Source organism: Shewanella sp. MF05956 (genome assembly GCF_059758055.1).
Genome location: NZ_JCAYNV010000012.1, coordinates 36388 through 60349 on the forward strand (window position 1 = coordinate 36388; position 23962 = coordinate 60349).

Consider the following 23962-nt stretch of genomic DNA (forward strand, 5'->3'; position numbering starts at 1 on the left):
TTTTCTATCGATAGATAATATTCGATTTTTTAGTGACGACTATATTTTTAGCTGCTGCGAAATGGACACGCAGCAAGCTTGAGAATTATTAAGTTCATGAGAGATGAAATGTTCTATAACAATGATAAATTTAAAGCGATAAAAGTAACTAACCGATTCAAATCGAGAAGTGAAGCGTTAAAGCAAAAAGTAATCTACGTCTATTGCCCAACTGGGATGGAAAAAACCATAGGCCAAATAGTAGATGATTACTCATTCGATATGGTGTTAAACGATTACAGCATCACAGATTTAAACAAGAAGGTAGTTTGTCATTACAACGCAAGCGATTTAACCAAAGAGCAACGTCATTATTTAGTCGTCGCTACTGAGTTAGGTGCCTGGGTTGAGCCGTTAGTCAGTTATTTAGATTCTCGCCTCGGTTATACCGAAGTAAAATTATTACACAGCAGTTATTTTTTACATCAAAAAGCGTTTTCAATCCTGTCAACTAAACGTACTCAATACGCTAAGCGTTCGCTTGATATTATTTCAGCTTTATTATTATCAATCGTAGCGTTTCCTATTGGGTTACTGACTGCTATGGCGATTAAGTTAGAGTCGCCTGGCGGTGTTTTTTATAAGCAAAAACGTACCGGCCAATATAACGAAGAGTTTGAGGTCATAAAATTTCGTTCAATGCGGAATGATGCCGAAAAGTCAGGCGCTCAATGGGCGTCAAAAAATGATGCTCGAGTAACTAAGGTTGGTAACTTTATTCGAAAAACGCGAATTGACGAGTTACCACAAATTATTAATATCTTCAAAGGTGAAATGTCAATTGTAGGCCCTCGTCCGGAACGTGAAGTGTTTATTGAAGAGCTGGAAAAAGAAATTCCATATTACCGATTTAGACATGCTGTTAAACCGGGGGTTACTGGTTTAGCACAAGTATGCTATCCATATGGTGCATCGGTTGAGGATGCAGTATGGAAGCACAAATATGACATTTATTACATTAAACATCATAGTACCTTCCTAGATATTAAAATCTTGCTTAAAACCGTTAAGGTTGTGTTGTTTGGTATGGGGCGTTAAATGCAGCCATTAGTGTCAATTATAATGCCGAGCTATAACGCAGAAAAAACAATAGCTCAAAGTATTAATTCAGTTTTAAAACAGAATTACTCCAATTGGGAGTTATTAATTACTGACGATAAGTCAACAGATAATACCATTAATATTATCAATGAATTTTTATCTAAAGATACACGGATCAAGTTGTTCGCAAATGAGCAAAATCTTGGAGCTGGTGGATCTAGAAACCGTTCAATCAAAGAATCTAAAGGAAGATATATCGCCTTTTTAGACTCAGATGACCTGTGGCTAGATAATAAGCTAGCAATTCAAATTGACTACATGCAAAAAAATGTTATTGCATTGTCATATACCTGGTATCAAAAGTTTGGCGATAAAGGTGATGGTGGTTTTGTAAAACCTCAATCAACAGTTACTTACCAACAATTATTATACAGCAATATAATCGGCTGCCTTACAGCTGTATATGACTCTGAGTTGCTAGGCAAGCGTTACATGCCATTAATCCGTAAAAGGCAAGATATGGGGCTTTGGTTAAGTATACTTAAAGATATTAATATGGCACATGGTATACCTGAGGTATTAGCCAAATATCGAGTCGATTCTGGAATGACACAAAATAAGTTTGATATTTTGAAATGGCAATGGAACTTTTATCGTGATGTTGTAGGGTTAAATATTATACAAACTATCAAATGTTTTGCTGTTTACGCATACAAAGGTTTTGTTAAAAGTCGTATTTAAAAGAGTATATATATGAAAATCTTAGTTACAGGTGGGGCAGGGTTTATTGGCTCTGCTGTAGTTCGTCATATCATTAACAATACTAATGACAGCGTAATAAATCTAGATAAATTGACCTATGCAGGTAATCTTGAATCACTACTAAGTGTTGAATCAAACGAACGTTATATTTTCGAACAAGTTGATATCTGCAACCGAGTCGAATTAGACCGGGTTTTTAGTACTCATAAACCTGACGCTGTTATGCATTTAGCCGCAGAGTCACATGTTGATCGTTCAATTACTGGCCCCGCAGATTTTATTCAAACCAATATCGTCGGTACCTATACTCTTCTTGAAGCTACGCGTACTTATTGGAATACGTTAGCCGATGATGCTAAAAAAGCCTTTCGTTTCCATCATATCTCTACAGACGAAGTGTATGGCGACTTACCTCATCCAGATGAACAAAATAGCCTAGAAGTAAATCAAGAGTTACCTTTATTTACTGAAACAACTTCTTACGCGCCAAGCAGTCCTTATTCTGCCTCAAAAGCCTCAAGCGACCACTTAGTTAGAGCGTGGTTACGTACTTATGGGTTACCTACGATAGTAACTAATTGTTCTAACAACTATGGCCCTTATCATTTCCCTGAAAAGTTAATCCCTTTAGTTATCTTAAATGCGTTAGAAGGTAAGACATTACCAATCTACGGCAAAGGTGATCAAATTCGTGACTGGCTTTATGTAGAAGATCATGCTCGTGCACTCTTCAAGGTTGTTACTCAAGGACAGGTTGGTGAAACCTATAACATAGGTGGTCATAACGAGAAACAAAATCTTGAAGTAGTACAAACCATTTGTAACATTTTAGATGTTCTAGTACCAAAAGGTACGCCTTATGCTGAACAAATCACTTATGTAACCGACCGTCCAGGTCATGACCGTCGTTATGCGATTGACGCAAGTAAAATCAGCCAAGATCTTAACTGGCAGCCAGAAGAAACATTCGAAACAGGCCTACGTAAAACGGTTGAATGGTATTTAGCGAACCAAATTTGGTGTCAGCATGTACAAGATGGTAGCTACCAACGCGAACGTTTAGGGATAGACAGTTAAGAGGTAGAATGCGTACTCACGAAAACTTAAGGGCTTGGCAATATAGTATGGAATTGGTTGAGCTAGTTTATAAAGAAACAGCTACTTACCCAATTGATGAACGATTTGGTTTAATCAACCAGTTGCGCAGAGCTGCAGTATCTGTACCTAGTAATATAGCTGAGGGCGCAGCTAGAGGAAGTGATGCTGAATTTATACGTTTTCTATACATAGCTAGAGGTTCATTAAGCGAAGTGCAAACCCAATTAAAAATTGCAAACCGTCTTGGTTTTGCACCATTGAACAAAACAACTTTAGAGTTAATAGAAAGCACTTTTGCTCAATTGGGTGGGTTAATTAACAGCTTGAAAGCAAGGTAAGAATAATGAAGTTTAATTGTAAAGTAGAAATTAAATTGGGTGGTTGGATTACACCTCTCTTAGCACTTCCCCCTTCACGCTACACAGGTACAGTTTTATGAAAGGCATCATTCTAGCCGGCGGTTCAGGCACACGTTTATATCCTATAACGAAAGGAATATCTAAACAGCTATTACCTGTATACGACAAACCAATGATTTATTATCCGATTTCAGTACTGATGTTAGCGGGTATACGTGAAATTTTAATTATCACTACTCCTGAAGATAAATCTTCTTTTGAACGTCTACTCGGTGATGGTACTGATTTTGGTATTAAACTCGAATACGCTGTTCAAGATCAGCCAAATGGACTAGCAGAGGCTTTTCTTATAGGTGAGTCTTTTATTGGGAATGAAAGTGTCTGCCTTGCATTAGGAGATAATATTTTTTGGGGGCAGGGGTTTTCCCCAATACTTAAGAAAGCAGCTTCTAGACAATCGGGCGCGACAGTGTTTGGTTACCAGGTAAAAGATCCTGAACGTTTTGGTGTTGTTGAATTTGACCGAAACCAAAAAGCTATAAGTATTGAAGAAAAGCCAATCAAACCTAAATCAAATTTTGCTGTTACAGGTCTATATTTCTATGACAGTCGTGTTGTTGAAATTGCGAAAAATGTTAAACCATCGCATCGTGGTGAATTAGAAATAACAAGCATAAATGAAGCTTATTTAGACATGGGCGATTTAAATGTTGAATTGCTAGGCCGAGGGTTTGCTTGGCTTGACACTGGCACTCATGAGAGTTTATTGCAAGCCGCTATGTTTGTTGAAACTATAGAGAAAAGACAGGGCTATAAAATTGCATGCCTTGAAGAGATTGCTTTTAATAATAAATGGTTAACCAAGTTAGCATTAGAGAAAGCAGCTAAAATATATCAAAAAAATGATTACGGTAAATATTTGAAAAGTATTCTGAAATCATATTAAGTAGTGTGGGTATTTTATCATGGAAAGAAAAATTGCTGTTGTAACAGGGTCTACAAGAGGTATTGGTGACGCAATTTCAAAAAAATTAGCTAATGATGGATATTTTATAATTGGTTTGTCCAGAAATGATAAATTAATAGGTTATGAAGATTCAGATTTTTGGACTAATTTTGGTGTGTTAATAAAATGTGATATTACTGAAGTCTCTGATGTAGAAAATGCAGTAAAGATTATAAAGGAATATGGGCATGTTGATGCTTTAATTAATAATGCCGGTATTACATCTGATAGTTTTTTCCATAAAATGAGTAGTAAAGATTGGTTTGATGTTATAAATGTAAATCTATCATCTCTTTTTAATATTACTCAGCCCATTTATCAAATGATGAGAGAAAATGGCTCTGGAAAAATAATAAATATTTCATCAGTAAATGGACAAAAAGGACAGGCTGGTCAGGTTAACTATTCTTCGTCAAAGTCAGGTGTTCACGGATTTACTATGGCATTGGCTCAAGAAGCCGCAAGAAGTAATATTCTAGTTAATACAGTCTCCCCTGGTTATACTAATACTCAGATGATGAATACGATCAGAGAAGATGTGCTTTCATCAATTAAATCGTCTATTCCATTAGGAAGGCTTGCTGAAACCAAAGAAATAGCAAATGTGGTCTCTTTTTTAGTAAGTGATCAGAATAGCTACATAACTGGTGCTAATATACCGGTCAACGGTGGATTATTTATAGGTTAATTATGGCTTACTATACAGAAAATGAATTAGCTAATTTAGGTTTTAAGAAAATTGGAAAAAATGTAAAAATTAGTACTAAGGCAAGTATTTACAACCCTGATTGCATTGAAATTGATGACAACAGCAGGATTGATGATTTTTGTGTAATTTCAGGAACGGTTAGTCTAGGTAAAAATGTTCATATTGCTCCTTATTGTCTAGTTGCAGGTGGTAGTGAGGGCGTTACACTAGAGGATTTTTCTGGTTTAGCTTATAGCGTACAAGTATTTAGTCAGTCAGATGACTATTCTGGTAGGACCATGACGAATCCAACTATTCCAGAAAAGTATAAAAAAGAAACAAAGAAGTCTGTTCATATTTCCCGACACGTTATTGTTGGCACAAGTTCTATAATTTTCCCCGGTGTCACTGTCGCTGAAGGCTGCTCTGTTGGTGCAATGACTTTAGTGAGTAAAAGTACCGAACCTTGGGGAATTTATGTCGGAAATCCCGCTAAAAGAGTGAAAAATAGATCACAAGACTTATTAGCGTTAGAACTATTATATAAAAGTGAACAAAATGATAGCATTTAATAAACCTTACCTTCATGGTCGAGAATTAGTTTATATTTCTCAAGCTGTTACTTCTGGCAAGATTTCTGGTGATGGAATTTTCACTAAAAGGTGTCATGATTTCTTTGAAAATCGATTTGGATTTAAAAAAGTCTTAATGACAACATCGTGTACAGATGCTCTAGAAATGGCTGCTATTTTATTAGATATTCAGCCAGGTGATGAAGTTATTGCACCCTCCTATACATTTGTTTCTACTGTAAATGCATTCGCTTTACGTGGGGCTAGAATAGTTTTTGCTGATAGCTATAATGATCATCCCAATATAGATCCTGCTGAAATTGCTAAACTAGTTACATCTAAAACCAAAGCGATAGTTGTTGTACATTATGCAGGTATTGCATGTGACATGGACGCCATAATGTCTATCTCTACTAAATTCAATATACCTGTGGTAGAAGATGCTGCTCAAGCGATTGATGGTTATTATAAGGGCAAACCTCTCGGTAGCATTGGTTCATTTGGTACATTTTCGTTTCACGAAACTAAAAATATCATTGCAGGGGAAGGCGGCTTACTAGTAATTAATGACGAGAAATATATTCATCGAGCAGAAGTCATACGTGAGAAAGGAACTAATCGTTCATCATTTTTCCGTGGTGAGGTTGCTAAGTATGGTTGGGTCGATATAGGGTCTTCGTTCTTACCATCAGATATTATTGCTGCTTATCTTTATGCTCAACTTGAAAACATCGACACGATACAAAACAGGCGAAAATCTATTTGGCAGCGATACTTTGATAATCTTAATCCAGCCTTACAAGGTACAGGTGTAAAATTACCGAAAGTATTTGATTATTCAACAAATAATGCACACATGTTTTATTTGACATGCTCAAATTTAGCGCAGCGTACTGCTTTAATTCAATATCTTAAAGATAATGGTGTTCATGCAGTATTTCATTATCTTTCTTTGCATAGCAGTGAATATTTTAAAAGTAAACATACAGGTTCTGTACTTTCAAATTCTGATTTTTATACTGACACTTTGTTGAGACTTCCTCTATATTATGAAATAACTGATGAACAGGTTAATTTTGTTTGTAAGCATATAGTTCAGTTTTTTGCAAAGACATGAGTAAAAAAATATTACATTTAGCATCTTTAGAAAAATTTCTCCCTGGGTTTATTAGTCTAACAAGGCAATATTTTTCTAAAGATGAACACAATTTTGTTACTTTTGGTGCATTTGAAAAGCATAGTTATGTTCAAGATAAGAACACTTTTCATTTTGAGAAGTTTAAAAGTGTTAAGGCTGTATTTAGACTTTTAATAGAAGCACACTCTAATGATAAAATAATTCTGCACGGCTTGTTTTTGAATCAGCTTACAATTCTTTTATGTTTTATGCCTTGGTTACATAACAAGTGCTATTGGATTATATGGGGAGGCGATCTTTATTATCATCAGTCAGTCAATAAGAATGTAAAATATAAAGTTAACGAATTCTTTAGAACGGTTTTAATTAAAAGGTTGGGTGGAATCGTAACCTATGTAGATGGTGATTATAGCAATGCTAAAAAGTGGTATGGTGCTACATGTAAGTTATATAACTGCATTGTCTATAAAAGTAATATTTTTAACAGTGAAATTTATCCAGATATAGTAAAATCTACAGTAACAAAAAATAGTAAAGTGACTTTGCTTATTGGTAATTCAGCAGATCCAACAAATAATCATAAAGAAGTATTCCAGAAAATCTTGTCACTTGATTTTGAAAATTGTATTGAGCGGATTTATTGTCCCCTTTCATATGGTTCACTTGAGTATGGTAAAAACATAAAAGAGATGGGGGTATCACTATTTGGAAATAAATTCTACCCATTACTTGATTTTATGCCGCTAGATAAGTACAACCAAATTTTAGATGAAGTTGATATAGCAATTTTTGCACATAATAGACAACAAGCTATGGGGAACACTATTAACCTTTTAGGTCGTGGTAAAAAAGTTTTTATGTGTAAAGAGACAAGTTCTTACGAATTTTTAACAAATCTTAATCTATCTGTTTTTCTCATAGAAGAACTTGATTTTAATAAAATCCCTTCGGAATTAGCAGTTAATAATAATAAAATTGTTTGTAACTATTTTAGTGAAGATAACTTGGTTATTGGTCTTACGGAATTATATAAATAATTCACTCCTGAATATGGACTACATTTAAAACTATGACACCAAAAAAAATTCTTCAATTTGCAATCGGTCCACTAGGTGGTTCACTTTTAGGCTTTATTTCACTTCCGATTATTGCTTGGGTGTTTAACCAAGAAGATGTAGGGAGAATGGCCTTACTTCAGGTAATACTTAGTTTTAGTCTTCTGTTTTTTAGTTTAGGACTTGATCAGGCTTATGTTCGTGAGTTTCACGAAGTTAAAAATAAACCCCAGTTACTAAAATCTGCTTTTTTACCTGGTTTTATTTTATTATGCATAGTATTGTTAATTTGCTTTTACTTCGGTCCATTTCTTGGTAGTGTTGTTTTTAATTCTGATTCGACATACGTAAGTTTTTTATTGATCATTGCGATACTTTCTACATTTATATCTCGTTTTTTATCACTTGTTCTGCGTATGAATGAACGTGGATTAGCTTTTTCAATGTGTCAATTGTTACCTAAGATTTTTGTTCTTTTAATAATAATTTTTTATCTTATTTTTGAAACTCCTAAAACTTTTGAGTTCCTTTTACTTTCCAATACGCTTGCGATTGTATTAGCTTGTATCATTTTTTCTTGGAATACACGTACCGAGTGGTTTTCAAGTATTACTCAGTTAATTGATTTTCATCAATTAAGAAAATTATTGTATTTTGGTTTACCTTTGATTTTCGGTGGAGTTGCCTTTTGGGGATTGACATCTGCAGATCGACTACTTCTAAGTAGATTAAGTACCTTTAGCGAGTTAGGAATATATTCTGTTTCAGTTAGTTTTGCAGCTGCTGCAAGTATATTTCAATCAGTATTCACAACTGTCTGGGCACCGACAGTCTACAAGTGGGCAAGCAATGATGAGGGATACGAAAAGGTATTATCTGTAAATCGATTTGTCTTATTTATAGTCGTTACTTTATTTTGTCTTGCAGGTTTGTTTTCTTGGTTGATTCCATTTTTGTTACCATCTGACTATGTAACTGTGAAATGGATTTTGGTTGCTTGCCTATCTTATCCGCTGCTTTATACACTATCTGAGACAACGGTCGTTGGTATTGGTATTGCAAGAAAAACATCTTATGCAATGTTTGCTTCAATTATTGCATTATCTATTAACCTTTCTTTTAATTACTTTCTTATCCCGCTTTATGGTGCTGCTGGTGCAGCAAGTAGCACTGCTTTGGCATTTTGGGTGTTTCTTGTATTGCGTACAGAGCTTTCCATTTTAGTATGGAAACCGTTGCCACGTTTTGCATTATACTCATTTTCTTTCCTTTGCGTTACAGGTGCTGTTCTTGGGGCAATTTTTCAAAATGATTTAGGTATCTTTATATATATTTACTGGTTAGTGCTGTTTGCCTTTTGTCTCTATTTTTTCAAGTATGAGTTACATTCTTCATTTATCTATCTTACAAGATTTTTAAATCGAAATGCTAAATCTAAGAAATAAACCATTTTTGTTAAACTAATTACTAATAAGAAGATATTTCAATGGTTGATGTTGTAAGTGTGGTTATTCCTTTTTATTCGTCCCAATCAGGATTACTAATTAATTCTGTTAATAGCGCGCTAGCTCAATTGAATGTTAATGTTGAAGTTATTGTTGTTGATGATTGTTCACCTGTAAGCGCTTCATCTGAGTTGTCTTCTTTATTAGGCGACACTCGCATTAAAATAATAAAACATTCTAGTAACAGTAATGGTGGTGTCGCTCGTAACACTGGTGTAGCTTCATCAACAGCTGATTATATTGCTTTTCTAGATTATGACGATGTATGGTATGAAGATAAATTAATTAAACAACTTTCTTTATATAAAGAGTGTCGAAAGAAAACTACTCATCCTGTAATTTATTCAAAATGTAAAATCATTGAAAGCCGTTCGTCTTTTATTCGACCTAGAAGAGCTATAAAGGAACAAGAGTTGGTGGGTGATTACTTATTTGTTGCAAAAGAAATTATTCAGACGAGTGGCATATTTCTACATCGTGAAACCACAAAGCTAGTTAAGTTTGATGATTTAAAAAGGCATCAAGATTACCAATATTGTCTGTCTTTAGAATCTATTGGTGCTAAGTTTTTTCTTCTCGATGATGTGACTTATGATTTCATTCAGATACCTAAGTTAAATGATTATTCTTTCTCAAAATACTGGCTTTCTATATATTCTATATATTTATCTAGCGGTGCAATTAATTCATTTAAAATGCTTGTGATAGTTAGGTGCATGATTCTTCACTCTAGGTATTTGGAAGCTTTCACATATTCTTTCAAAAACAATCTCGTTTTTTCATTTTCTAAAAACCTTTTTTCATTAAAATTGAAGCGATTTCTACCTTCTTTTTTTCTTGACTTATACAGAAAGATGAAATGATGCGTAATAAGGTTATTAATGTAAGTTTTGTTTATTTTATTTTTGTTTTTATTTTGTTTTTGCCATTTATTTTTCATTTGCTAAATTTCGATCGTGCCTATAATGTTGATTATAAAAATTATGAAAGTAATTATAATTTGGTATGGAAGCAATTTGAGTATGGTTTCAGTTTTTTAGAATCAATTTTCCAATACTTTAACTTTGAATTTGAAACTTTTTGGGTTTTTTTGCTTGTTCTGGAGTTGGTTTTTATATTCTTTTTGTACAATAGTTTTTACTTGTTTTTATTGGCAATGCCTAACCTTATTTATTTGTCTCAAGGTATGCTTGGTACTCAGGTCAGGTTTGGTGTTGCATCATTGTTTTTTTTGTTGGTTTATAAACTTTTTTTCAAAAAGAATATTTATTTAATTTCTTCATTTATTACTTTGTTTTTTCATAACGCTATAGTGATAATGTTTTTACTTGGTTTTTATGTAAAGTACTTTATTAATTATGAACGAGTTGTGACGTTAAAGAAGAATGTTTTTTTTGTTTTGTTGCTGTTTTGTTTTTTTGTTTTAGTAAGTTTTTTGATTGGTTTTATTTTAGGTTTTCTAGGTTATAGTTATTATGTTGGGACTAAATATCAAGAGGGGCGTTCTTTATTTGCACTACTTTATTTGGTTGTGTCTTTTGTTTTTGTTTTTATATTGTTATTAAAGATGCCGGTGTTGAATCGTTATAATAACTTTGTTTATTTGTCTTTTTTTATTTTGCTTTTTTGTATGGTTTTCAATGAGTCTTCTGTTATATCTGGGAGATTTACTTTGGTTTATCTATTGATAGAGCCATTTCTACTCTATACTTTCCTGCTTATTTTATCTAGAAAAAAATCATTTGCTAATTTTGTTTTTTTCTCTTCATTTTTTTTGTTTTCTTTAACTAAATTAATTACATTAAATCTATACTATTGAGTCAATATGAAAATTATAGCTTTTGTCGGTGAAACCTTTGAAGAGTTTGACGGTAGTTATTATGCAAAGCCAACTTCAGCAGCTTTTATACAAGATGCTATAGGCTCCGAAAATGTTTATGTAGCGTCTTCCGCAATTCCTGCTTCAGGCATTAAACCATCAAGTGCAAGTACCGTTGTTGTTGCTGAAAATTTTTATCCTTTTCCTAGATATCAATCTACAAAGGATTTTATGGTCAAGTCGATCTTACAAAGAGGTTTTTATAAAGAATACGTACAGCGTTCAGAACACATTATAAAGAAACATCTTGGTGAGTATTTTTGGATAAGAACTCCTTCAATTGGTAGCATTGTTTTTGGCTTAACGGCTTTGCGCTTAAATCAAAAAGTGTTACATCACATGTGTGCAGATGCATCTAATACTTGGAAAGATGCTAAATACACCGGTTTTAACAAGTTTATGGCTTATTGTTTTTCGAAATTAATTCGATATAAGCTAAAAAAGATTTGTAGCCATAAAAATTCAATCAATCTTTGCACTGGTGATGTACTAGAAAAATTTAGTCGAAAATATTCAAAGAATACCCATCAGTTTGTTGATTTAATGATTAATCCTCCTGCCGTTATGCCAAATAATGGTGATAGGTTTTATTCGAACGATAATATTATTAACCTATTGTTTGTTGGACGAATAGTAGAAGATAAAGGTGTTTTCGATTTGATTGAAGCCATTGCACGACAGAATAATAGTGTTAAAGCTATATTTGTTGGTGACGGACCAGATTTAACAAGAGCAAAAGAACGTGTAAACGATAGAAAATTAATGCATCTTATTTCTTTTACTGGTCAATTGCCCCATTCGGAATTGAATAAATTGTATTTTGATACAGATATTGTTGTTGTTCCCTCAAATAATAATTATGAAGGTTTTCCTCGTGTAATAATGGAAGCTTGGTCTTACTATAAGCCTGTCATCGTTTCAGATGTAGGGGGGATAAATGCTTTCGTTAAACATGGACAAAATGGGTTTATCTTCCCTCCAGGCAATGTGGATGCATTATCTACACAGCTAGAGTCTTTGGTATCAACGCCTAACTTATTATCGAATGTTCATTCTAATTTAAATAATGTAGCAACAATTTCTAGTCAAAAATATTGGATATTAATATTATTGAATTTAGTAAAAAGTAATTAATAGGTTGTTAAATGAAACATAAATTTTTTTTAATCTATACGTGGTTCGTTAGACTTGTTTTTATTCTTTTCCCTGACCAACCATTAATTATGAGGTTGCGCGGTTTTTTTTATTCCATAGCTATGAAACAGTGTGGTCGTGATTTCCAAGTTTCATCATCAACAATTTTAAGAAACCTAGAAAATATTAGTGTAGGTAATCATGTTTACTTGGCACCCAATGTGATTGTTAATGCAGTGGCTGATGTGTGTTTTTGTGATGAGGTTATGGTTGGATTTAATTCTGTCATTGTTTCAGGTAATCACTCACTTCATGCTGACTCTTTTAGGTTTGGACCTTCCATAAGCGCACCCATTAATATTGGCTGCGGTTCATGGATCGGTGCAAATTGTACTATTGTTGCAGGTGCCGTGGTACCTGCTCGGTCATTAGTCGCAGCCAATTCATGTTTTTCAGGGCGTAATACTGATAGTGGTATCTACGGTGGCGTACCAAGTAAATTTATAAAGCATATTTAAATAAAATTAGGTTCATATATGAAAATTACCATTTCTGGAACTGGTTATGTAGGCTTATCAAATGCAATGTTGTTAGCTCAGCATAACCAGGTTGTCGCAGTTGATATTGTTAATGAAAAAATTTCTTTGTTAAATAATAAACAGTCTCCCATTGTTGATGCTGAGATATCTGAATTTTTAGTCAACAAGACTTTAAATTTTACTGCAACGTTAGATAAAAAATCTGCATATAAAGATGCTGATTATGTCATTATTGCTACACCGACGGATTATGATCCTGTTACTAATTATTTTAATACAAAGTCTGTTGAGTCGGTGATATCTGATGTTTTGTCAATAAATCCAAATGCGGTAATGGTTATTAAGTCTACAGTACCTGTGGGTTATACCAAAAGCGTTCGTGACAAGTTTAACACTGACAATATTATTTTCTCTCCTGAATTTTTACGCGAGGGTAAAGCACTGCACGACAATTTGTATCCGTCACGAATTATTGTCGGTGAACGTAGTGAGCGCGCAAAAATCTTTGCTGACTTATTATTGCAAGGCGCGGTTAAAAAAGATGTCGAAGTACTGTTTACAGACTCTACTGAGGCTGAAGCGGTTAAACTGTTCTCAAATACCTACCTTGCAATGCGTGTTGCTTACTTTAATGAGCTTGATACTTATGCAGAGTCACATGGGCTTGATGCAAAGCAAATTATTGAAGGTGTGTGTTTAGACCCTCGTATTGGTAATCATTATAATAACCCCTCTTTTGGATATGGTGGTTATTGTTTGCCTAAAGATACGAAGCAACTACGTGCAAACTATGCAGATGTGCCGAATAGTATAATTGGTGCGATTGTTGATGCTAATTCCACTCGTAAAGACTTTATTGCTGAGTCAATTTTAAAACGTAACCCTAAACGTGTTGGTATATACCGATTAATTATGAAGGCGGGCTCAGATAACTTTAGAGCATCTAGTATTCAAGGGATTATGAAACGAATTAAGGCTAAGGGTATCGAAGTTATAGTGTATGAGCCTGTACTTGATGACGATGAGTTTTTTCATTCAAAAGTGATTAAAGATCTTAATGAGTTTAAAGCGCTCTCTGATGTGATTGTATCTAATAGAATGGTCGATGAAATTAGTGATGTGGCAGATAAAGTTTATACTCGAGATTTGTTTGGTTCTGATTAATTCTTAAAAGGATTTAGTATGAAAGTTGTTATTCCTGTAGCGGGCCTTGGGACTCGCATGTTACCTGCTACCAAAGCTATACCTAAAGAAATGTTGCCTTTGGTTGATAAGCCGTTAATCCAGTATATTGTTGATGAATGTGTGGCTGCAGGTGTTAAAGAGATTATATTGGTGACTCATGCCAGTAAAAATGCCATTGAAAACCACTTTGATAAGTCTTTTGAGCTTGAGTCAACGCTGGAGAAACGTGTTAAGCGTCAGTTACTTGAAGAAGTGCAGGCCATTTGCCCTAAAGACGTGACCATAATGCATGTGCGTCAAGGTGAGGCGAAAGGCCTTGGTCATGCGGTATTATGTGCGCAACCTTGTATTGGTAATAACCCGTTTGCAGTAGTGTTACCTGACGTTATTTTAGACGCGTATACAGCAGACCCAAAAACTGAAAACTTAGCGGCAATGATTGCCCGTTACAGAACCAGCTTTGCTAGCCAGATTATGGTTGCGCCAGTGCCTGATGATGAAGTAAACAAGTATGGTATTGCCGATTGCAATGGTGTTGAGATTGCCCCTGGTGACTCAGCAAAAATTTCTGCCATGGTCGAAAAACCAGCCGTTGGCGAAGCGCCATCTAACCTAGCTGTGGTTGGTCGTTATGTATTGTCAGAAAAAATTTGGCGATTATTGGCAAAAACTCCAGCCGGTGCTGGTGATGAGATTCAGCTAACTGATGCCATTGATATGCTGATTGAGCAGGACACAGTTGAAGCCTTTAACATGACAGGCAAATCACACGATTGTGGTGACAAACTTGGCTATATGGCTGCTTTTGTTGAATATGGTATACGCGACCCTAAATTGGGTGAAGCATTTAAAGCGCGATTAGCGAAGATTCTTTAAAGTCGATTTATCAGTATATTTAAAAACCAACTCTTGTCAGTTGGTTTTTTGCTTTGTGCTAGGGCGAAAGTCTAGGGCGCTGCGCTTCGAGGACGTGACTTCGTCACTGCTAGGTACTAGAGTCGCTAGCGCAGCTAGGGCGTGACTTCGTCACTGCTAGGTTCTAGGGCAGCTTCGCTGCTAGGGCGTGACTTCGTCACTGCTAGGTTCTAGGGCAGCTTCGCTGCTAGGGCGTGACTTCGTCACTGCTAGGGCGCTTCGCTGCTAGGGCGTGACTTCGTCACTGCTAGGGCGCTTCGCTGCTAGGGCGTGACTTCGTCACTGCTAGGGCGCTTCGCTGCTAGGGCGTGACTTCGTCACTGCTAGGGCGCTGCGCTGCTCGATTACGTCATTCCGGTGATGTTTTTAAAGCCGGAATCCAGGTGTTAGCACTTAATTGTTTAACAGAAGAACGCTTCGCTGCTAGGTACTAGGGCGTGACTGTGTCACTGCTAGGACGCTTCGCTGCTAGAACCTAGAACCTAGAACCTAGAACCTAGAACCTAGATCTTAGGACCTAGAAGGACGTCGTCCGCTCTCTGGCGAGCCTGCGAGTTCCTAGAACCTAGATCTTAGGACCTAGAAGGACGCAGTCCGCTCTCTGGCGAGTCTGCGAGTTCCTAGAATCTAGATCTTAAAACCTAGAAGGACGTTGTCCGCTCTCTGGCGAGCCTGCGAGTTCCTAGAACCTAGCCTCTAGAACCTGCGCATTCGCGTTTTTTTATTTTTGGAGTTTTTTATGAGTCGTAAGTATTTTGGCACCGATGGTGTGCGCGGTAAGGTGGGGACGTTTCCTATCACACCTGATTTTGCAATGAAGTTAGGTTGGGCGGCGGGTAAGGTTTTAGCCTCCACCGGAACTCAAGAAGTATTGATTGGAAAAGATACCCGCAGTAGCGGGTATATGCTTGAATCAGCCATTGAGGCTGGTTTGTCTGCCGCTGGCGTAAACGTGGCGTTAATTGGCCCAATGCCAACGCCTGCTGTGGCGTATTTAGCCTCAACGTTTAGAGCTGATGCTGGTGTGGTAATTAGCGCGTCACACAATCCACATTACGACAACGGCATTAAATTTTTCTCTAATTCTGGCACTAAGCTTAATGACGAGCAAGAGCTTGAAATCGAAGCGCTACTCGAGCAGGCGTTAAACCATAATGCGATGGAATGTGTTTCTTCTGAATTACTCGGTAAAGTGCGCCGTATTACCGACGCCGCTGGCCGTTATATTGAGTTTTGCAAGGGCGTATTTGCCAAAGACCTAACCTTAGCCGGAATGAAGATTGTGGTCGACAGCGCAAATGGCGCGGCTTATCACATTGCCCCTAATGTGTACCGCGAATTAGGCGCAGAAGTCATTAGCATTAATGATAAACCTAATGGCGTGAACATTAACGATCACTGTGGTGCAACGCATTTAGACAGCTTACAAACTGCGGTAATGATCCACGAAGCTGATTTAGGTATCGCACTTGACGGTGATGCTGATCGTCTTATGTTTGTCGATCATAATGGTCATGTAGTGGATGGCGATCAAATTTTATATATTTTGGCTAAATCCGCTAAACAGCAAGGTACCATGAGCGGTGGTGTTGTTGGCACGCTAATGTCAAATCTTGGGCTTGAGATAGCCCTTAAAGAAATGGATATTCCCTTTAGACGCGCCAAAGTGGGTGATCGTTATGTGGTTGAGCAATTAAAAGAAACCGGTTGGAAGTTAGGCGGCGAAGGTTCTGGCCATATTTTACATTTAGACCACGCTTCTACCGGTGATGGTGTTGTCGCATCGCTCTTAGTGCTGCAGGCTTTATTGCAGTCGACTCAATCATTGGCAGAGTTCGCCTCTGGTATGAACAAGTTGCCACAAGTATTACTTAACGTACGTTTAACCGCTAATAATGCCGATGACATTATTGCGTCAGAAGCGGTAAAACAAGCCGTGATAGAAGCGGAAGCTGTTTTAGGTAATAACGGCCGCGTATTACTGCGTAAGTCTGGCACAGAACCGCTCATTCGTGTGATGGTTGAATCAACCGACCCAGAAATGTCGCAAGCGCAAGCTGAAGCGATTGCAAAAGCTGTTTCTACCGCAGGTGTTTAAGACGTTTAATTTTTACTCGTTGTAGACTTACCGGTGCCACTATCTTTAAAGGTAGTGGCATTTTTCGTTTAAAGTTCGAAACGTTCAACTTCAATCGATGGATATAATTAGGCATTGTCATAAGTCAGCCTGTTGATCTTAGACATTTTAATACCTGAGGTATTACACACAGAGTACACTTGGTTTTCAGTCGCTAATTTCTGAATTTATAGGATTAATTATGGTAACCCACCCATTTTTAACCGCAGTTAAAAGTAGAATCAAGGCCGCCATAAGTGGTGGTCTGCCATTATTCGCTTCATCAGTAATTCCTAGGACACTGGAACAGCGCAAGCAGGAAAATGCTGCGCTTTTTCTACAACACAGCACAAAGCGCAGGAGCGTAATAATCAACCTCATCCCGATTTTTGTGGTGTGACGCCAACGCAAATGGCTAATTGGCTTTATGCTGTCAACGCCGATGTAAAACTGACCCACTTATCGGCGTTATCGCCGAAGTAAAATTAACCCACCTCATTAGATAATCAAGACAGAAAGAGGATGATTGTGACGAGGACTCAAGTCGCCACGACTTGGTTTATGACCTTCATAACGTCTGGGCGTTGATAGCCTCTGGCTGGTATCAGATGAACTTACGCGATGGTAATGCGCCGTGAGGTGATAGCGGGGTTCGGTGAGCGCTATTCCCCATGCGTTTTTAGCCTAATTGCTTAGTGAATGCCGTTTGTTACCCATAAAAGCTTTGTATGTTTTCTATACTAATAGTAATATCTGAGTAAAGATGTACTCATTAATGACTTTTTTATGATTTAATGAGTAGTAAGTTACTCGTTAGGTATTTAGGAGTTCTTATGGAACATTTGACCATTCAGGCTTTCATCAATGGCCAATGGAGAGCTATTGCACAGCTCTCTTTTCCTGAGAGCGAACAAGGTAATTATCGACTTACCTCGTTAGATTACGAGCAAGATTATGCTTTGGCTGAGTTAGATAAAGACGACATTCACGCAGTCTCTATAAACCACCCCGTTAGCTTATTTTTTGATGAACCAATATGGCTGTACTTTCTTGACGACATTATGCCTAGCGGTGCAAGCCGACGCTATTGGCTTAAGTACCTTGATATCGGTGATCTGAGTGTAGATGAGCAAAATTTTGTATTGCTGAAATATGGCACGATTGCGCCAGTAGGTCATTTGCGAGTCAAGGAGTCGTTGCCGGAGCGCTCCGCTATTGCTGATAAGCTGACGTTCACCGTTGGCGACGTCAAAAATAGAGCATCTGACTTCTTAGATTATGCGCAATATCGAGGCGCGGAAGCTGGTGGTGCAACGGGAGCTGGTGGCGAAGCGCCCAAGCTGCTATTACGTTGCGACGATGAACAAAAGATCTGGATTGATAGTTATCAGGATGAGTCACAAAACCGAGACCTTCATTATTTGGTCAAATATCCGAGAGGCTCTCGGTCACCAGTTGATTGCGATATTCTGCGCGCTGAATACCACTATTATCACGAGCTAACAGACATGGGCTTTGAGACAATCTCGACTGCAAACATGCGGCTCGAAGAAGGGCATTCCTATCCCTCACTGTGGCTGCCGCGTTTTGATGTCTATTACAATGAGTTAGGCCAACAACGTTACGCAATGGAGTCGGTTTATTCGATACTTGGCAAAGGTGCGGGCGTTACCCTAGATCACGAGCAAACCTTAAGAACGCTGATCGATAAAATTACTCACAGCCATATAGTCTTAGAGCAAGGCTATCAGTTTGACGTGCGCGAGTTTGTGCTTGAGTGGGTGCGGCGAGACTTACTCAATATCATATTTGGTAATAGTGATAATCATGGCCGTAATACAGCGTTTCTTAAAGACGATGGTTGGATAAAACTGGCGCCTATCTATGACTTTGCACCGATGAAAGCTGACCCTGAAGGGGTGGCCAGAACCACAAAATGGGAAGCGCTGCTCGAAGTCGGGGGAGAGTATGACTTTCAGGGCATTGCTGACACACTTGCTGATCTGGTGCCTGCTCAGGAGCTGATGGCAGCGTTAAAGCTCACGGCCCAGCAATGTCTCGACTTGAAGCAACGGTTAATTGCGCGTGGTGTGCCTGAGCGGATCATCGACATGCCTGCTATTGGCTTTACTTATATTGAAGACAAGCTAACTCGTTGGGGGTTGGTATGAGTGATAAATCATCTACTACGGAAACGGCTAAAGAAACCATTGCCCGCCTTAGAGCGAATCGACAGCAACGGAGTGAGGTTGCTACTGAAGTGCCGCAACGTCATCAATCTCAAAACATTCTAGAGGCTCAAACAAAGCAAGGTGCTAAACGAGCCTCTAAGCAATCCGGCGGCGTTAGCACGGTCGAGCGAAAGCGTGCGATTCATGCGATTACACAAAGGCTTTTACACGGTGAGCTAACCCAAGGACAAGCGCTTAAAACGCTGCGAGTCGAGGTGTTAGGGCTCACACAAGACCAATATGCAAACTTGGTTAAAGTGTCTCGTAAGACTCTCTCTGACGTTGAGAATGACCGTGGTAGCTATAAGACAGATATTCTGAATCGATTGTTTAAGCCCTTTGGCCTTAAGGTGGGGATTGTGCCGATCTCTACTGGCGTCACTTGGCTTTTATGATGAAAAATGACACTGGATCAGCGCAAACAGGAAAATGCTGCTTTTTTACCATAATAAGAAGGGACACAACAATGAAGCTTGGTCGTAACGATCTTTGCCATTGTGGCAGCGGTAAAAAATTTAAACGTTGCTGTATGAGCAGCCTCTCCAAACAACATGCCCAGGTCTTTGATGATGTCGACGCCATGCTGGCAATGAAACCAAAGTTGAGCCTTGATGAACTCAATGTAGCTTTACAGCACAAAGTCCAGGATCGCAATAATCAACCTCATCCCGATTTTTGTGGTGTGACACCAACGCAAATGGCCAATTGGCTTTATGCGCCTTTCGATGAATTACAGTGGGTGACAATCAGCACGCCATATGAGCTGTTGGCCAGCCCTGTGATGCGTTATTTAACCCTCATTCTTGATGAGGCTATGGCACAAGATGGATCATTCAAAGCCACCAGTAAAGGCAACTTACCGGCTAAGTTGGTCAAACAGGCCTGTGAGTTATTACCTGAGTTTGCCGTTTCTCAGTTCCCAACAAATATTAGCATCAGCGAATTTGCGGGCAGTAACGAAGATAAATTCAATGCGTTGCACTACACCCGAGTGCTTGCCGAAGTTAGCGGTATTATTTATCAACGTAGTGGTTGCTACCATGTGAAAAAATCAGCGCAAAAACAGTATCAGGCCGAAGGTATACAAGCATTTTTCAAACCTATGTTAGCAGCTGCAATCAGCAAATATAACTGGGGGTATTTGGACGGTTTTGAATACGATATCGACTTGCGACCCTTTTGGTTGTTCATGTTGTGGCGTATTCAAAGCCACAACAGTGTGGATCTGCTGGTTGAAGAGGTTATGACGGCTTTCCCCGATTTACTGCAGTCCCTCCCAGCGGATGATGACTTCTCATCAGAAAGAAGTTTAAGCATACTCATTGAATCACGTTTTATTAAGCGATTTTTACAGTTTTGGGGATTTGTGACCATTGACCCAAGACGTTATTTAAACGCTGAACCCGTCGCCAGAGTGGTTCAGGTACAGCCTTTATTAAAACACACCTTTCAATTCACCATTAACGCATAGCAAGGTCATCGTGAGCGAATATCAATATTATAAATTCGAGCGATTGGATGGGTACTTGGATGCTAAGGCACGCCAATCACTCAGAACCGTTTCAAGCCGCGCTGAGATCAGCGCTACGTCCTTTCAGGTGTATTACACCTACAGTGACTTAAAGGCAGAACCCGCTGAGCTGATGTTAAAATACTTTGACATTGGTTTTTACTATGCCGATTGGGGCACAATCGATGCTTACATCAAGCTACCAGCGGGAACTCTTCCTGATGCGTTACTTGGTTTTTCAAGTGATGGGTTTCATGTACACGAAAGTGAAGAATGGCAATTGCTGATTTTTTCCCTCGAGGAGTATTATGAATATTTTGACGATGAACATGCTGACGACTTTTTTCAACTTTTAGCTGGTTTACGCAGCGAGTTAATCCAAGGTAATTGGCGCCTTGTGTACTTTATGTGGCTCAAAGCGTTAGATTGTAATGACGAACTTGAGGAAATACCTTTAATTCAATTCGATTTTGAGCATATTAGTGAGGAATTACAGGCTTTTGCTGCGTTGTATGATATTCCTCTGGCTTGGGTTAAAGCACTTGCGATGGTACTGAACGCACAACCAAGTCACCAAGCAAAACAAGCCCCGCTTCAGTTTGATGCGTGGCTAAACAATCTCACGGAAGTAGAGAAAGATACGTTATTAATCACGCTTTTTGAACAAGGCCAGCTAACCCGTCATCAAGCCTTAGCGATGACGCGAAAAGAATCTGCCAACAAAGATGAAGCCTATCAGTATTGGTTAACTCCCGACGTGATTTCTCTTTACTTTGAACAAGCTCAAAGCCAATTACAGCAGGAGCAAGCCGCAGCGCTCGCAAAAAAAATTGCGATTGCAAAAGCGGAAAAAGAGAAGATGTTGACGGATCTCTACAATCAGCGTGAGCGCTGCTGGCAGCAAGCACAAGAGCAAGCGGATCGAACTTGCGCCAGTGGTTACGATGCGGCATCACGCTATTTACATCAGCTGAACGAAGCCTATTATTTTAAAGGGGATATCACCGCTTTTGAACAGCGGTTTAAGCGATTTATTGCGATCAATAATAGTCGTAAAGCACTGTTAAAGCGTTTGAGTGATTGTCTCTAGAAAATAAAGTTATAGGCTGGTCAAATGTTGTTAGCAAAAATACTGTTAAGTATTGATTGTCTGAAAGATTGTACATTCACATGTACCAACTGGCACAATTGCTCACTCAGTGTGAGTGGGCAATTTAAAAAACAGTTGATCACCCATTTACGATGCTACGGCTTCTGAGCTCATGAGTTGGTCAAAAGCGTTGCCATCATTGCGAGACGCATTAACGACATAAGGAGCATAGACGTCAAACAGTAACCGTGTATCACTGTGACCCAGCAGCTGTGATAGGTAGAGTGGATTTTCAAGGGCATCGATATGTAATACCGCAGCAGTATGACCAGTTTTATAGGGGCGTCGATTTTTTAACCCCTCACTTTTCAATGTCGGGTACCATAATGTTCGACTGACATAGTGGGTATGCAGTGGTGTACTAGAAGGCTCTGTAAACACAAAATTGTTGCCTGAGCGATTGGCTGCTTTGAACCGTTTAAATGCATCATACACAGTGTTACACATTTTCAGATCTCGACCCGATTTCGGCGTTTTCACATCACATACCACCTCGTTGACCCAGTTTTGCCGAATACGGATCAATCGGTGCTCAAAATCAATATGTTCCCATTCTCATCCATGCACCTCACAACTTCGCATTCCAGTCCCAAACCGGATAATGAAGTCGTCTTCCACTGTTTAGGGACCATAGAAAGAAAACAGCGCACTTCGGCAATGATCATGGGGAGGTAACAAGCAGAGCTTCCTATACATTTAGTCACCAAGAACCTAGCGTCAAGGTTGATGAAACGATATCATTCTTGATAATACACTTAATTAAATAAAATAAGTTTCACTACGGTACTCTGCATGACATTAATGACCATTATCGACAATTCTGAACTCAACAAATCTAAAAAACAGTCGCAAAAACTCGAAAAATTGTGGCAAGACGTTGAGAAAAAACAAGCACGTAATCAACGCTATCACGCTAAGTTAGAGGGTTTTTATGAAGAGTTTAAACCGCTAATCGAGTCAAAAGAACATGTTGTGTGTGCTGCGACCGGAAAGTGGATTCAACATTTACTTACGTTTGTGCCACGCAAAACGATTAAGGGTAACCAAAGGGTTGAACTTTATGGTTGGATTGAAGAGGAGCTCACTATACTTGAGGCCAACCCATTTAATCCCATTAGCACAACTGATTTGCGAGAGTTTTTTACGTCATTATTGATTGATTTTCAATCGACGATGCCAAAGCAATCTGTGAGTGATGAAGATCTCGAGGCGCTACGGGAAGATCTGTTTGGCATGTTCGGTGAGTGGTTGCCTTTAAGCAACGAAGAGCTTATTGATATGATACATCATCCTGAACGTTTTCAAGCGTATATTCATGACATGCTCAGCCAAAGCAATAACGCAGAAGCTCAAGATGAACATCAAGATGATGTTGAGTGGGATGAATCTGCCTGGGACATGGGGGATGACTTTTCATTTGGAAATGATGACTCTGAATTACCGATGAGCACTGCATTATTTGAAGATAAAGCGATGACGAAACTGTATCGACAACTCGCGAATCAACTTCATCCTGACAAGGAGCAAGATCTTGAGCGAAAAGCCTTAAAGAAGGATTTAATGCAGCTTCTTTCCCAGGCTAAAAAAGATAAAGATGCACTCGCGTTACTCATGATGGCGCAGGAACATTTGCCCGAATATAAACTCATCGCTGACGAGGACATGATAAAGCGAGTTGAAGCCGCGTTATATTCAAAAATAGCATTACTCAACCAAGAGCATCAGTTTATGCAGGATGGCAACGACATTAAATCGGAAATTTGGCGTCGTTTTGGCGGTGGCGGAAAGGCGTCGCGCGCAAAAACGTTGCAACAGTATGGCGATTTGCTGATCGTTGAATCCGAAGCATTATACGCTAAGATCAATAACGTCACGACGGTGCAAGCCATGCGTGAACTGTTAAGCCAACGATTACATCAGCAGGAATTGAATGACATGATGGGGTTTGGCATGTTTGAAGATTTTCTAGATTAGATTGGGTTGGCTTCGCGCTGCGGTAGATTATCATTACGTGACGTTTTTAATGTCACGTTTATATCT

At 38.4% G+C, this 23962-nt stretch carries 23 protein-coding genes; 22 read left to right on the forward strand and 1 reads right to left on the reverse strand.

The features are described from left to right. The first annotated feature begins 108 nt into the window (after positions 1-108). The 21 genes from AC19MX_RS14075 (at position 109) to AC19MX_RS14175 (ending at position 21862) form a co-directional block, all read left to right on the forward strand. On the forward strand, positions 109-1077 hold the full coding sequence (locus tag AC19MX_RS14075; protein ID WP_498298864.1) for an exopolysaccharide biosynthesis polyprenyl glycosylphosphotransferase: 969 nt from the start codon (positions 109-111) through the stop codon (positions 1075-1077). Then, complete coding sequence (locus tag AC19MX_RS14080) at positions 1078-1821, forward strand: glycosyltransferase family 2 protein (RefSeq protein WP_498298866.1); 744 nt, start codon at positions 1078-1080, stop codon at positions 1819-1821. It begins immediately after the preceding gene. A gap of 12 nt (positions 1822-1833) precedes the next feature. Next, positions 1834-2919 carry a dTDP-glucose 4,6-dehydratase gene (gene rfbB / locus AC19MX_RS14085; protein ID WP_498298868.1) on the forward strand — a complete coding sequence of 362 codons (1086 nt, stop codon included), beginning with the start codon at positions 1834-1836 and terminating at the stop codon, positions 2917-2919. A gap of 8 nt (positions 2920-2927) precedes the next feature. After that, the gene (locus AC19MX_RS14090; RefSeq protein ID WP_498298870.1) at positions 2928-3278 is read left to right on the forward strand and encodes a four helix bundle protein; all 351 of its coding nucleotides are present in this window, start codon (positions 2928-2930) and stop codon (positions 3276-3278) included. Positions 3279-3375: 97 nt separating this feature from the next. Beyond that, positions 3376-4245, forward strand: a complete 870-nt coding sequence (gene rfbA, locus AC19MX_RS14095) for a glucose-1-phosphate thymidylyltransferase RfbA (protein ID WP_498298872.1) — start codon at positions 3376-3378, stop codon at positions 4243-4245. 19 nt (positions 4246-4264) lie between these two features. Continuing rightward, the gene (phbB, locus tag AC19MX_RS14100) at positions 4265-4993 is read left to right on the forward strand and encodes an acetoacetyl-CoA reductase (protein WP_498298874.1); all 729 of its coding nucleotides are present in this window, start codon (positions 4265-4267) and stop codon (positions 4991-4993) included. A 2-nt stretch (positions 4994-4995) separates the two neighbouring features. Continuing rightward, a complete protein-coding gene (locus AC19MX_RS14105) occupies positions 4996-5565 on the forward strand; it encodes an acyltransferase (RefSeq protein WP_498298876.1) in 570 nt (189 codons plus the stop codon). Beyond that, a complete protein-coding gene (gene rffA, locus AC19MX_RS14110) occupies positions 5552-6682 on the forward strand; it encodes a dTDP-4-amino-4,6-dideoxygalactose transaminase (RefSeq protein ID WP_498298878.1) in 1131 nt (376 codons plus the stop codon). Before AC19MX_RS14105 ends, rffA begins: the two co-directional genes overlap by 14 nt. Further along, positions 6679-7740, forward strand: a complete 1062-nt coding sequence (locus AC19MX_RS14115) for a TDP-N-acetylfucosamine:lipid II N-acetylfucosaminyltransferase family protein (RefSeq protein ID WP_498298880.1) — start codon at positions 6679-6681, stop codon at positions 7738-7740. Before rffA ends, AC19MX_RS14115 begins: the two co-directional genes overlap by 4 nt. A 32-nt stretch (positions 7741-7772) precedes the next feature. Beyond that, positions 7773-9203, forward strand: coding sequence for a lipopolysaccharide biosynthesis protein (locus AC19MX_RS14120; protein WP_498298882.1), 1431 nt, complete (start codon positions 7773-7775; stop codon positions 9201-9203). Between the two features lie 41 nt (positions 9204-9244). Beyond that, complete coding sequence (locus AC19MX_RS14125) at positions 9245-10126, forward strand: glycosyltransferase family 2 protein (RefSeq protein ID WP_498298884.1); 882 nt, start codon at positions 9245-9247, stop codon at positions 10124-10126. Next, positions 10123-11082 (forward strand): EpsG family protein, encoded by a 960-nt coding sequence (locus AC19MX_RS14130; RefSeq protein ID WP_498298886.1) that lies wholly within the window; start codon positions 10123-10125, stop codon positions 11080-11082. Before AC19MX_RS14125 ends, AC19MX_RS14130 begins: the two co-directional genes overlap by 4 nt. Before the next feature lie 6 nt (positions 11083-11088). After that, positions 11089-12276: a glycosyltransferase gene (locus AC19MX_RS14135; RefSeq protein WP_498298888.1), complete on the forward strand. Its 1188-nt coding sequence runs from the start codon at positions 11089-11091 to the stop codon at positions 12274-12276. Positions 12277-12287: 11 nt separating this feature from the next. Next, a complete protein-coding gene (locus AC19MX_RS14140) occupies positions 12288-12794 on the forward strand; it encodes an acyltransferase (protein ID WP_498298890.1) in 507 nt (168 codons plus the stop codon). Between the two features lie 18 nt (positions 12795-12812). After that, entirely contained in the window at positions 12813-13979 is a 1167-nt protein-coding gene (locus tag AC19MX_RS14145) for a nucleotide sugar dehydrogenase (protein ID WP_498298892.1), read from the forward strand. Between the two features lie 18 nt (positions 13980-13997). Next, entirely contained in the window at positions 13998-14876 is an 879-nt protein-coding gene (galU, locus tag AC19MX_RS14150) for a UTP--glucose-1-phosphate uridylyltransferase GalU (RefSeq protein ID WP_498298894.1), read from the forward strand. A 778-nt stretch (positions 14877-15654) separates the two neighbouring features. Then, positions 15655-17013, forward strand: a complete 1359-nt coding sequence (glmM, locus tag AC19MX_RS14155) for a phosphoglucosamine mutase (protein WP_498298896.1) — start codon at positions 15655-15657, stop codon at positions 17011-17013. Positions 17014-17864: 851 nt separating this feature from the next. Next, positions 17865-19202, forward strand: a complete 1338-nt coding sequence (locus tag AC19MX_RS14160; RefSeq protein WP_498298898.1) for a type II toxin-antitoxin system HipA family toxin — start codon at positions 17865-17867, stop codon at positions 19200-19202. Then, the gene (locus AC19MX_RS14165; RefSeq protein WP_498298900.1) at positions 19199-19657 is read left to right on the forward strand and encodes a helix-turn-helix transcriptional regulator; all 459 of its coding nucleotides are present in this window, start codon (positions 19199-19201) and stop codon (positions 19655-19657) included. Before AC19MX_RS14160 ends, AC19MX_RS14165 begins: the two co-directional genes overlap by 4 nt. A gap of 71 nt (positions 19658-19728) precedes the next feature. Further along, positions 19729-20733, forward strand: a complete 1005-nt coding sequence (locus AC19MX_RS14170) for a YecA family protein (protein WP_498298901.1) — start codon at positions 19729-19731, stop codon at positions 20731-20733. A 10-nt stretch (positions 20734-20743) separates the two neighbouring features. Continuing rightward, a complete protein-coding gene (locus AC19MX_RS14175) occupies positions 20744-21862 on the forward strand; it encodes a hypothetical protein (protein WP_498298902.1) in 1119 nt (372 codons plus the stop codon). A 147-nt stretch (positions 21863-22009) separates the two neighbouring features. On the opposite strand, the gene AC19MX_RS14180 is transcribed toward AC19MX_RS14175, so the two are convergent. Continuing rightward, on the reverse strand, positions 22010-22402 hold the full coding sequence (locus AC19MX_RS14180; RefSeq protein WP_498298904.1) for a site-specific integrase: 393 nt from the start codon (positions 22400-22402) through the stop codon (positions 22010-22012). A gap of 312 nt (positions 22403-22714) precedes the next feature. Between AC19MX_RS14180 and AC19MX_RS14185 the strand changes: the two genes are divergently transcribed. Further along, positions 22715-23896 (forward strand): J domain-containing protein, encoded by a 1182-nt coding sequence (locus tag AC19MX_RS14185; protein WP_498298906.1) that lies wholly within the window; start codon positions 22715-22717, stop codon positions 23894-23896. Positions 23897-23962: the final 66 nt, after the last annotated feature.

What these genes read in the sequence shown, in the direction of transcription:
- AC19MX_RS14105 (WP_498298876.1), top strand. Translation starts at nt 4,996, where the DNA reads ATGGCTTACTATACAGAAAATGAATTAGCTAATTTAGGTTTTAAGAAA.
- AC19MX_RS14120 (WP_498298882.1), top strand. Translation starts at nt 7,773, where the DNA reads ATGACACCAAAAAAAATTCTTCAATTTGCAATCGGTCCACTAGGTGGT.
- galU (WP_498298894.1), top strand. Translation starts at nt 13,998, where the DNA reads ATGAAAGTTGTTATTCCTGTAGCGGGCCTTGGGACTCGCATGTTACCT.
- AC19MX_RS14075 (WP_498298864.1), top strand. Translation starts at nt 109, where the DNA reads ATGTTCTATAACAATGATAAATTTAAAGCGATAAAAGTAACTAACCGA.
- phbB (WP_498298874.1), top strand. Translation starts at nt 4,265, where the DNA reads ATGGAAAGAAAAATTGCTGTTGTAACAGGGTCTACAAGAGGTATTGGT.
- AC19MX_RS14115 (WP_498298880.1), top strand. Translation starts at nt 6,679, where the DNA reads ATGAGTAAAAAAATATTACATTTAGCATCTTTAGAAAAATTTCTCCCT.
- AC19MX_RS14160 (WP_498298898.1), top strand. Translation starts at nt 17,865, where the DNA reads ATGGAACATTTGACCATTCAGGCTTTCATCAATGGCCAATGGAGAGCT.
- AC19MX_RS14140 (WP_498298890.1), top strand. Translation starts at nt 12,288, where the DNA reads ATGAAACATAAATTTTTTTTAATCTATACGTGGTTCGTTAGACTTGTT.
- AC19MX_RS14185 (WP_498298906.1), top strand. Translation starts at nt 22,715, where the DNA reads ATGACATTAATGACCATTATCGACAATTCTGAACTCAACAAATCTAAA.
- AC19MX_RS14130 (WP_498298886.1), top strand. Translation starts at nt 10,123, where the DNA reads ATGATGCGTAATAAGGTTATTAATGTAAGTTTTGTTTATTTTATTTTT.
- AC19MX_RS14145 (WP_498298892.1), top strand. Translation starts at nt 12,813, where the DNA reads ATGAAAATTACCATTTCTGGAACTGGTTATGTAGGCTTATCAAATGCA.
- AC19MX_RS14080 (WP_498298866.1), top strand. Translation starts at nt 1,078, where the DNA reads ATGCAGCCATTAGTGTCAATTATAATGCCGAGCTATAACGCAGAAAAA.
- AC19MX_RS14125 (WP_498298884.1), top strand. Translation starts at nt 9,245, where the DNA reads ATGGTTGATGTTGTAAGTGTGGTTATTCCTTTTTATTCGTCCCAATCA.
- AC19MX_RS14135 (WP_498298888.1), top strand. Translation starts at nt 11,089, where the DNA reads ATGAAAATTATAGCTTTTGTCGGTGAAACCTTTGAAGAGTTTGACGGT.
- rfbB (WP_498298868.1), top strand. Translation starts at nt 1,834, where the DNA reads ATGAAAATCTTAGTTACAGGTGGGGCAGGGTTTATTGGCTCTGCTGTA.
- AC19MX_RS14170 (WP_498298901.1), top strand. Translation starts at nt 19,729, where the DNA reads ATGAAGCTTGGTCGTAACGATCTTTGCCATTGTGGCAGCGGTAAAAAA.
- rfbA (WP_498298872.1), top strand. Translation starts at nt 3,376, where the DNA reads ATGAAAGGCATCATTCTAGCCGGCGGTTCAGGCACACGTTTATATCCT.
- AC19MX_RS14165 (WP_498298900.1), top strand. Translation starts at nt 19,199, where the DNA reads ATGAGTGATAAATCATCTACTACGGAAACGGCTAAAGAAACCATTGCC.
- rffA (WP_498298878.1), top strand. Translation starts at nt 5,552, where the DNA reads ATGATAGCATTTAATAAACCTTACCTTCATGGTCGAGAATTAGTTTAT.
- glmM (WP_498298896.1), top strand. Translation starts at nt 15,655, where the DNA reads ATGAGTCGTAAGTATTTTGGCACCGATGGTGTGCGCGGTAAGGTGGGG.
- AC19MX_RS14090 (WP_498298870.1), top strand. Translation starts at nt 2,928, where the DNA reads ATGCGTACTCACGAAAACTTAAGGGCTTGGCAATATAGTATGGAATTG.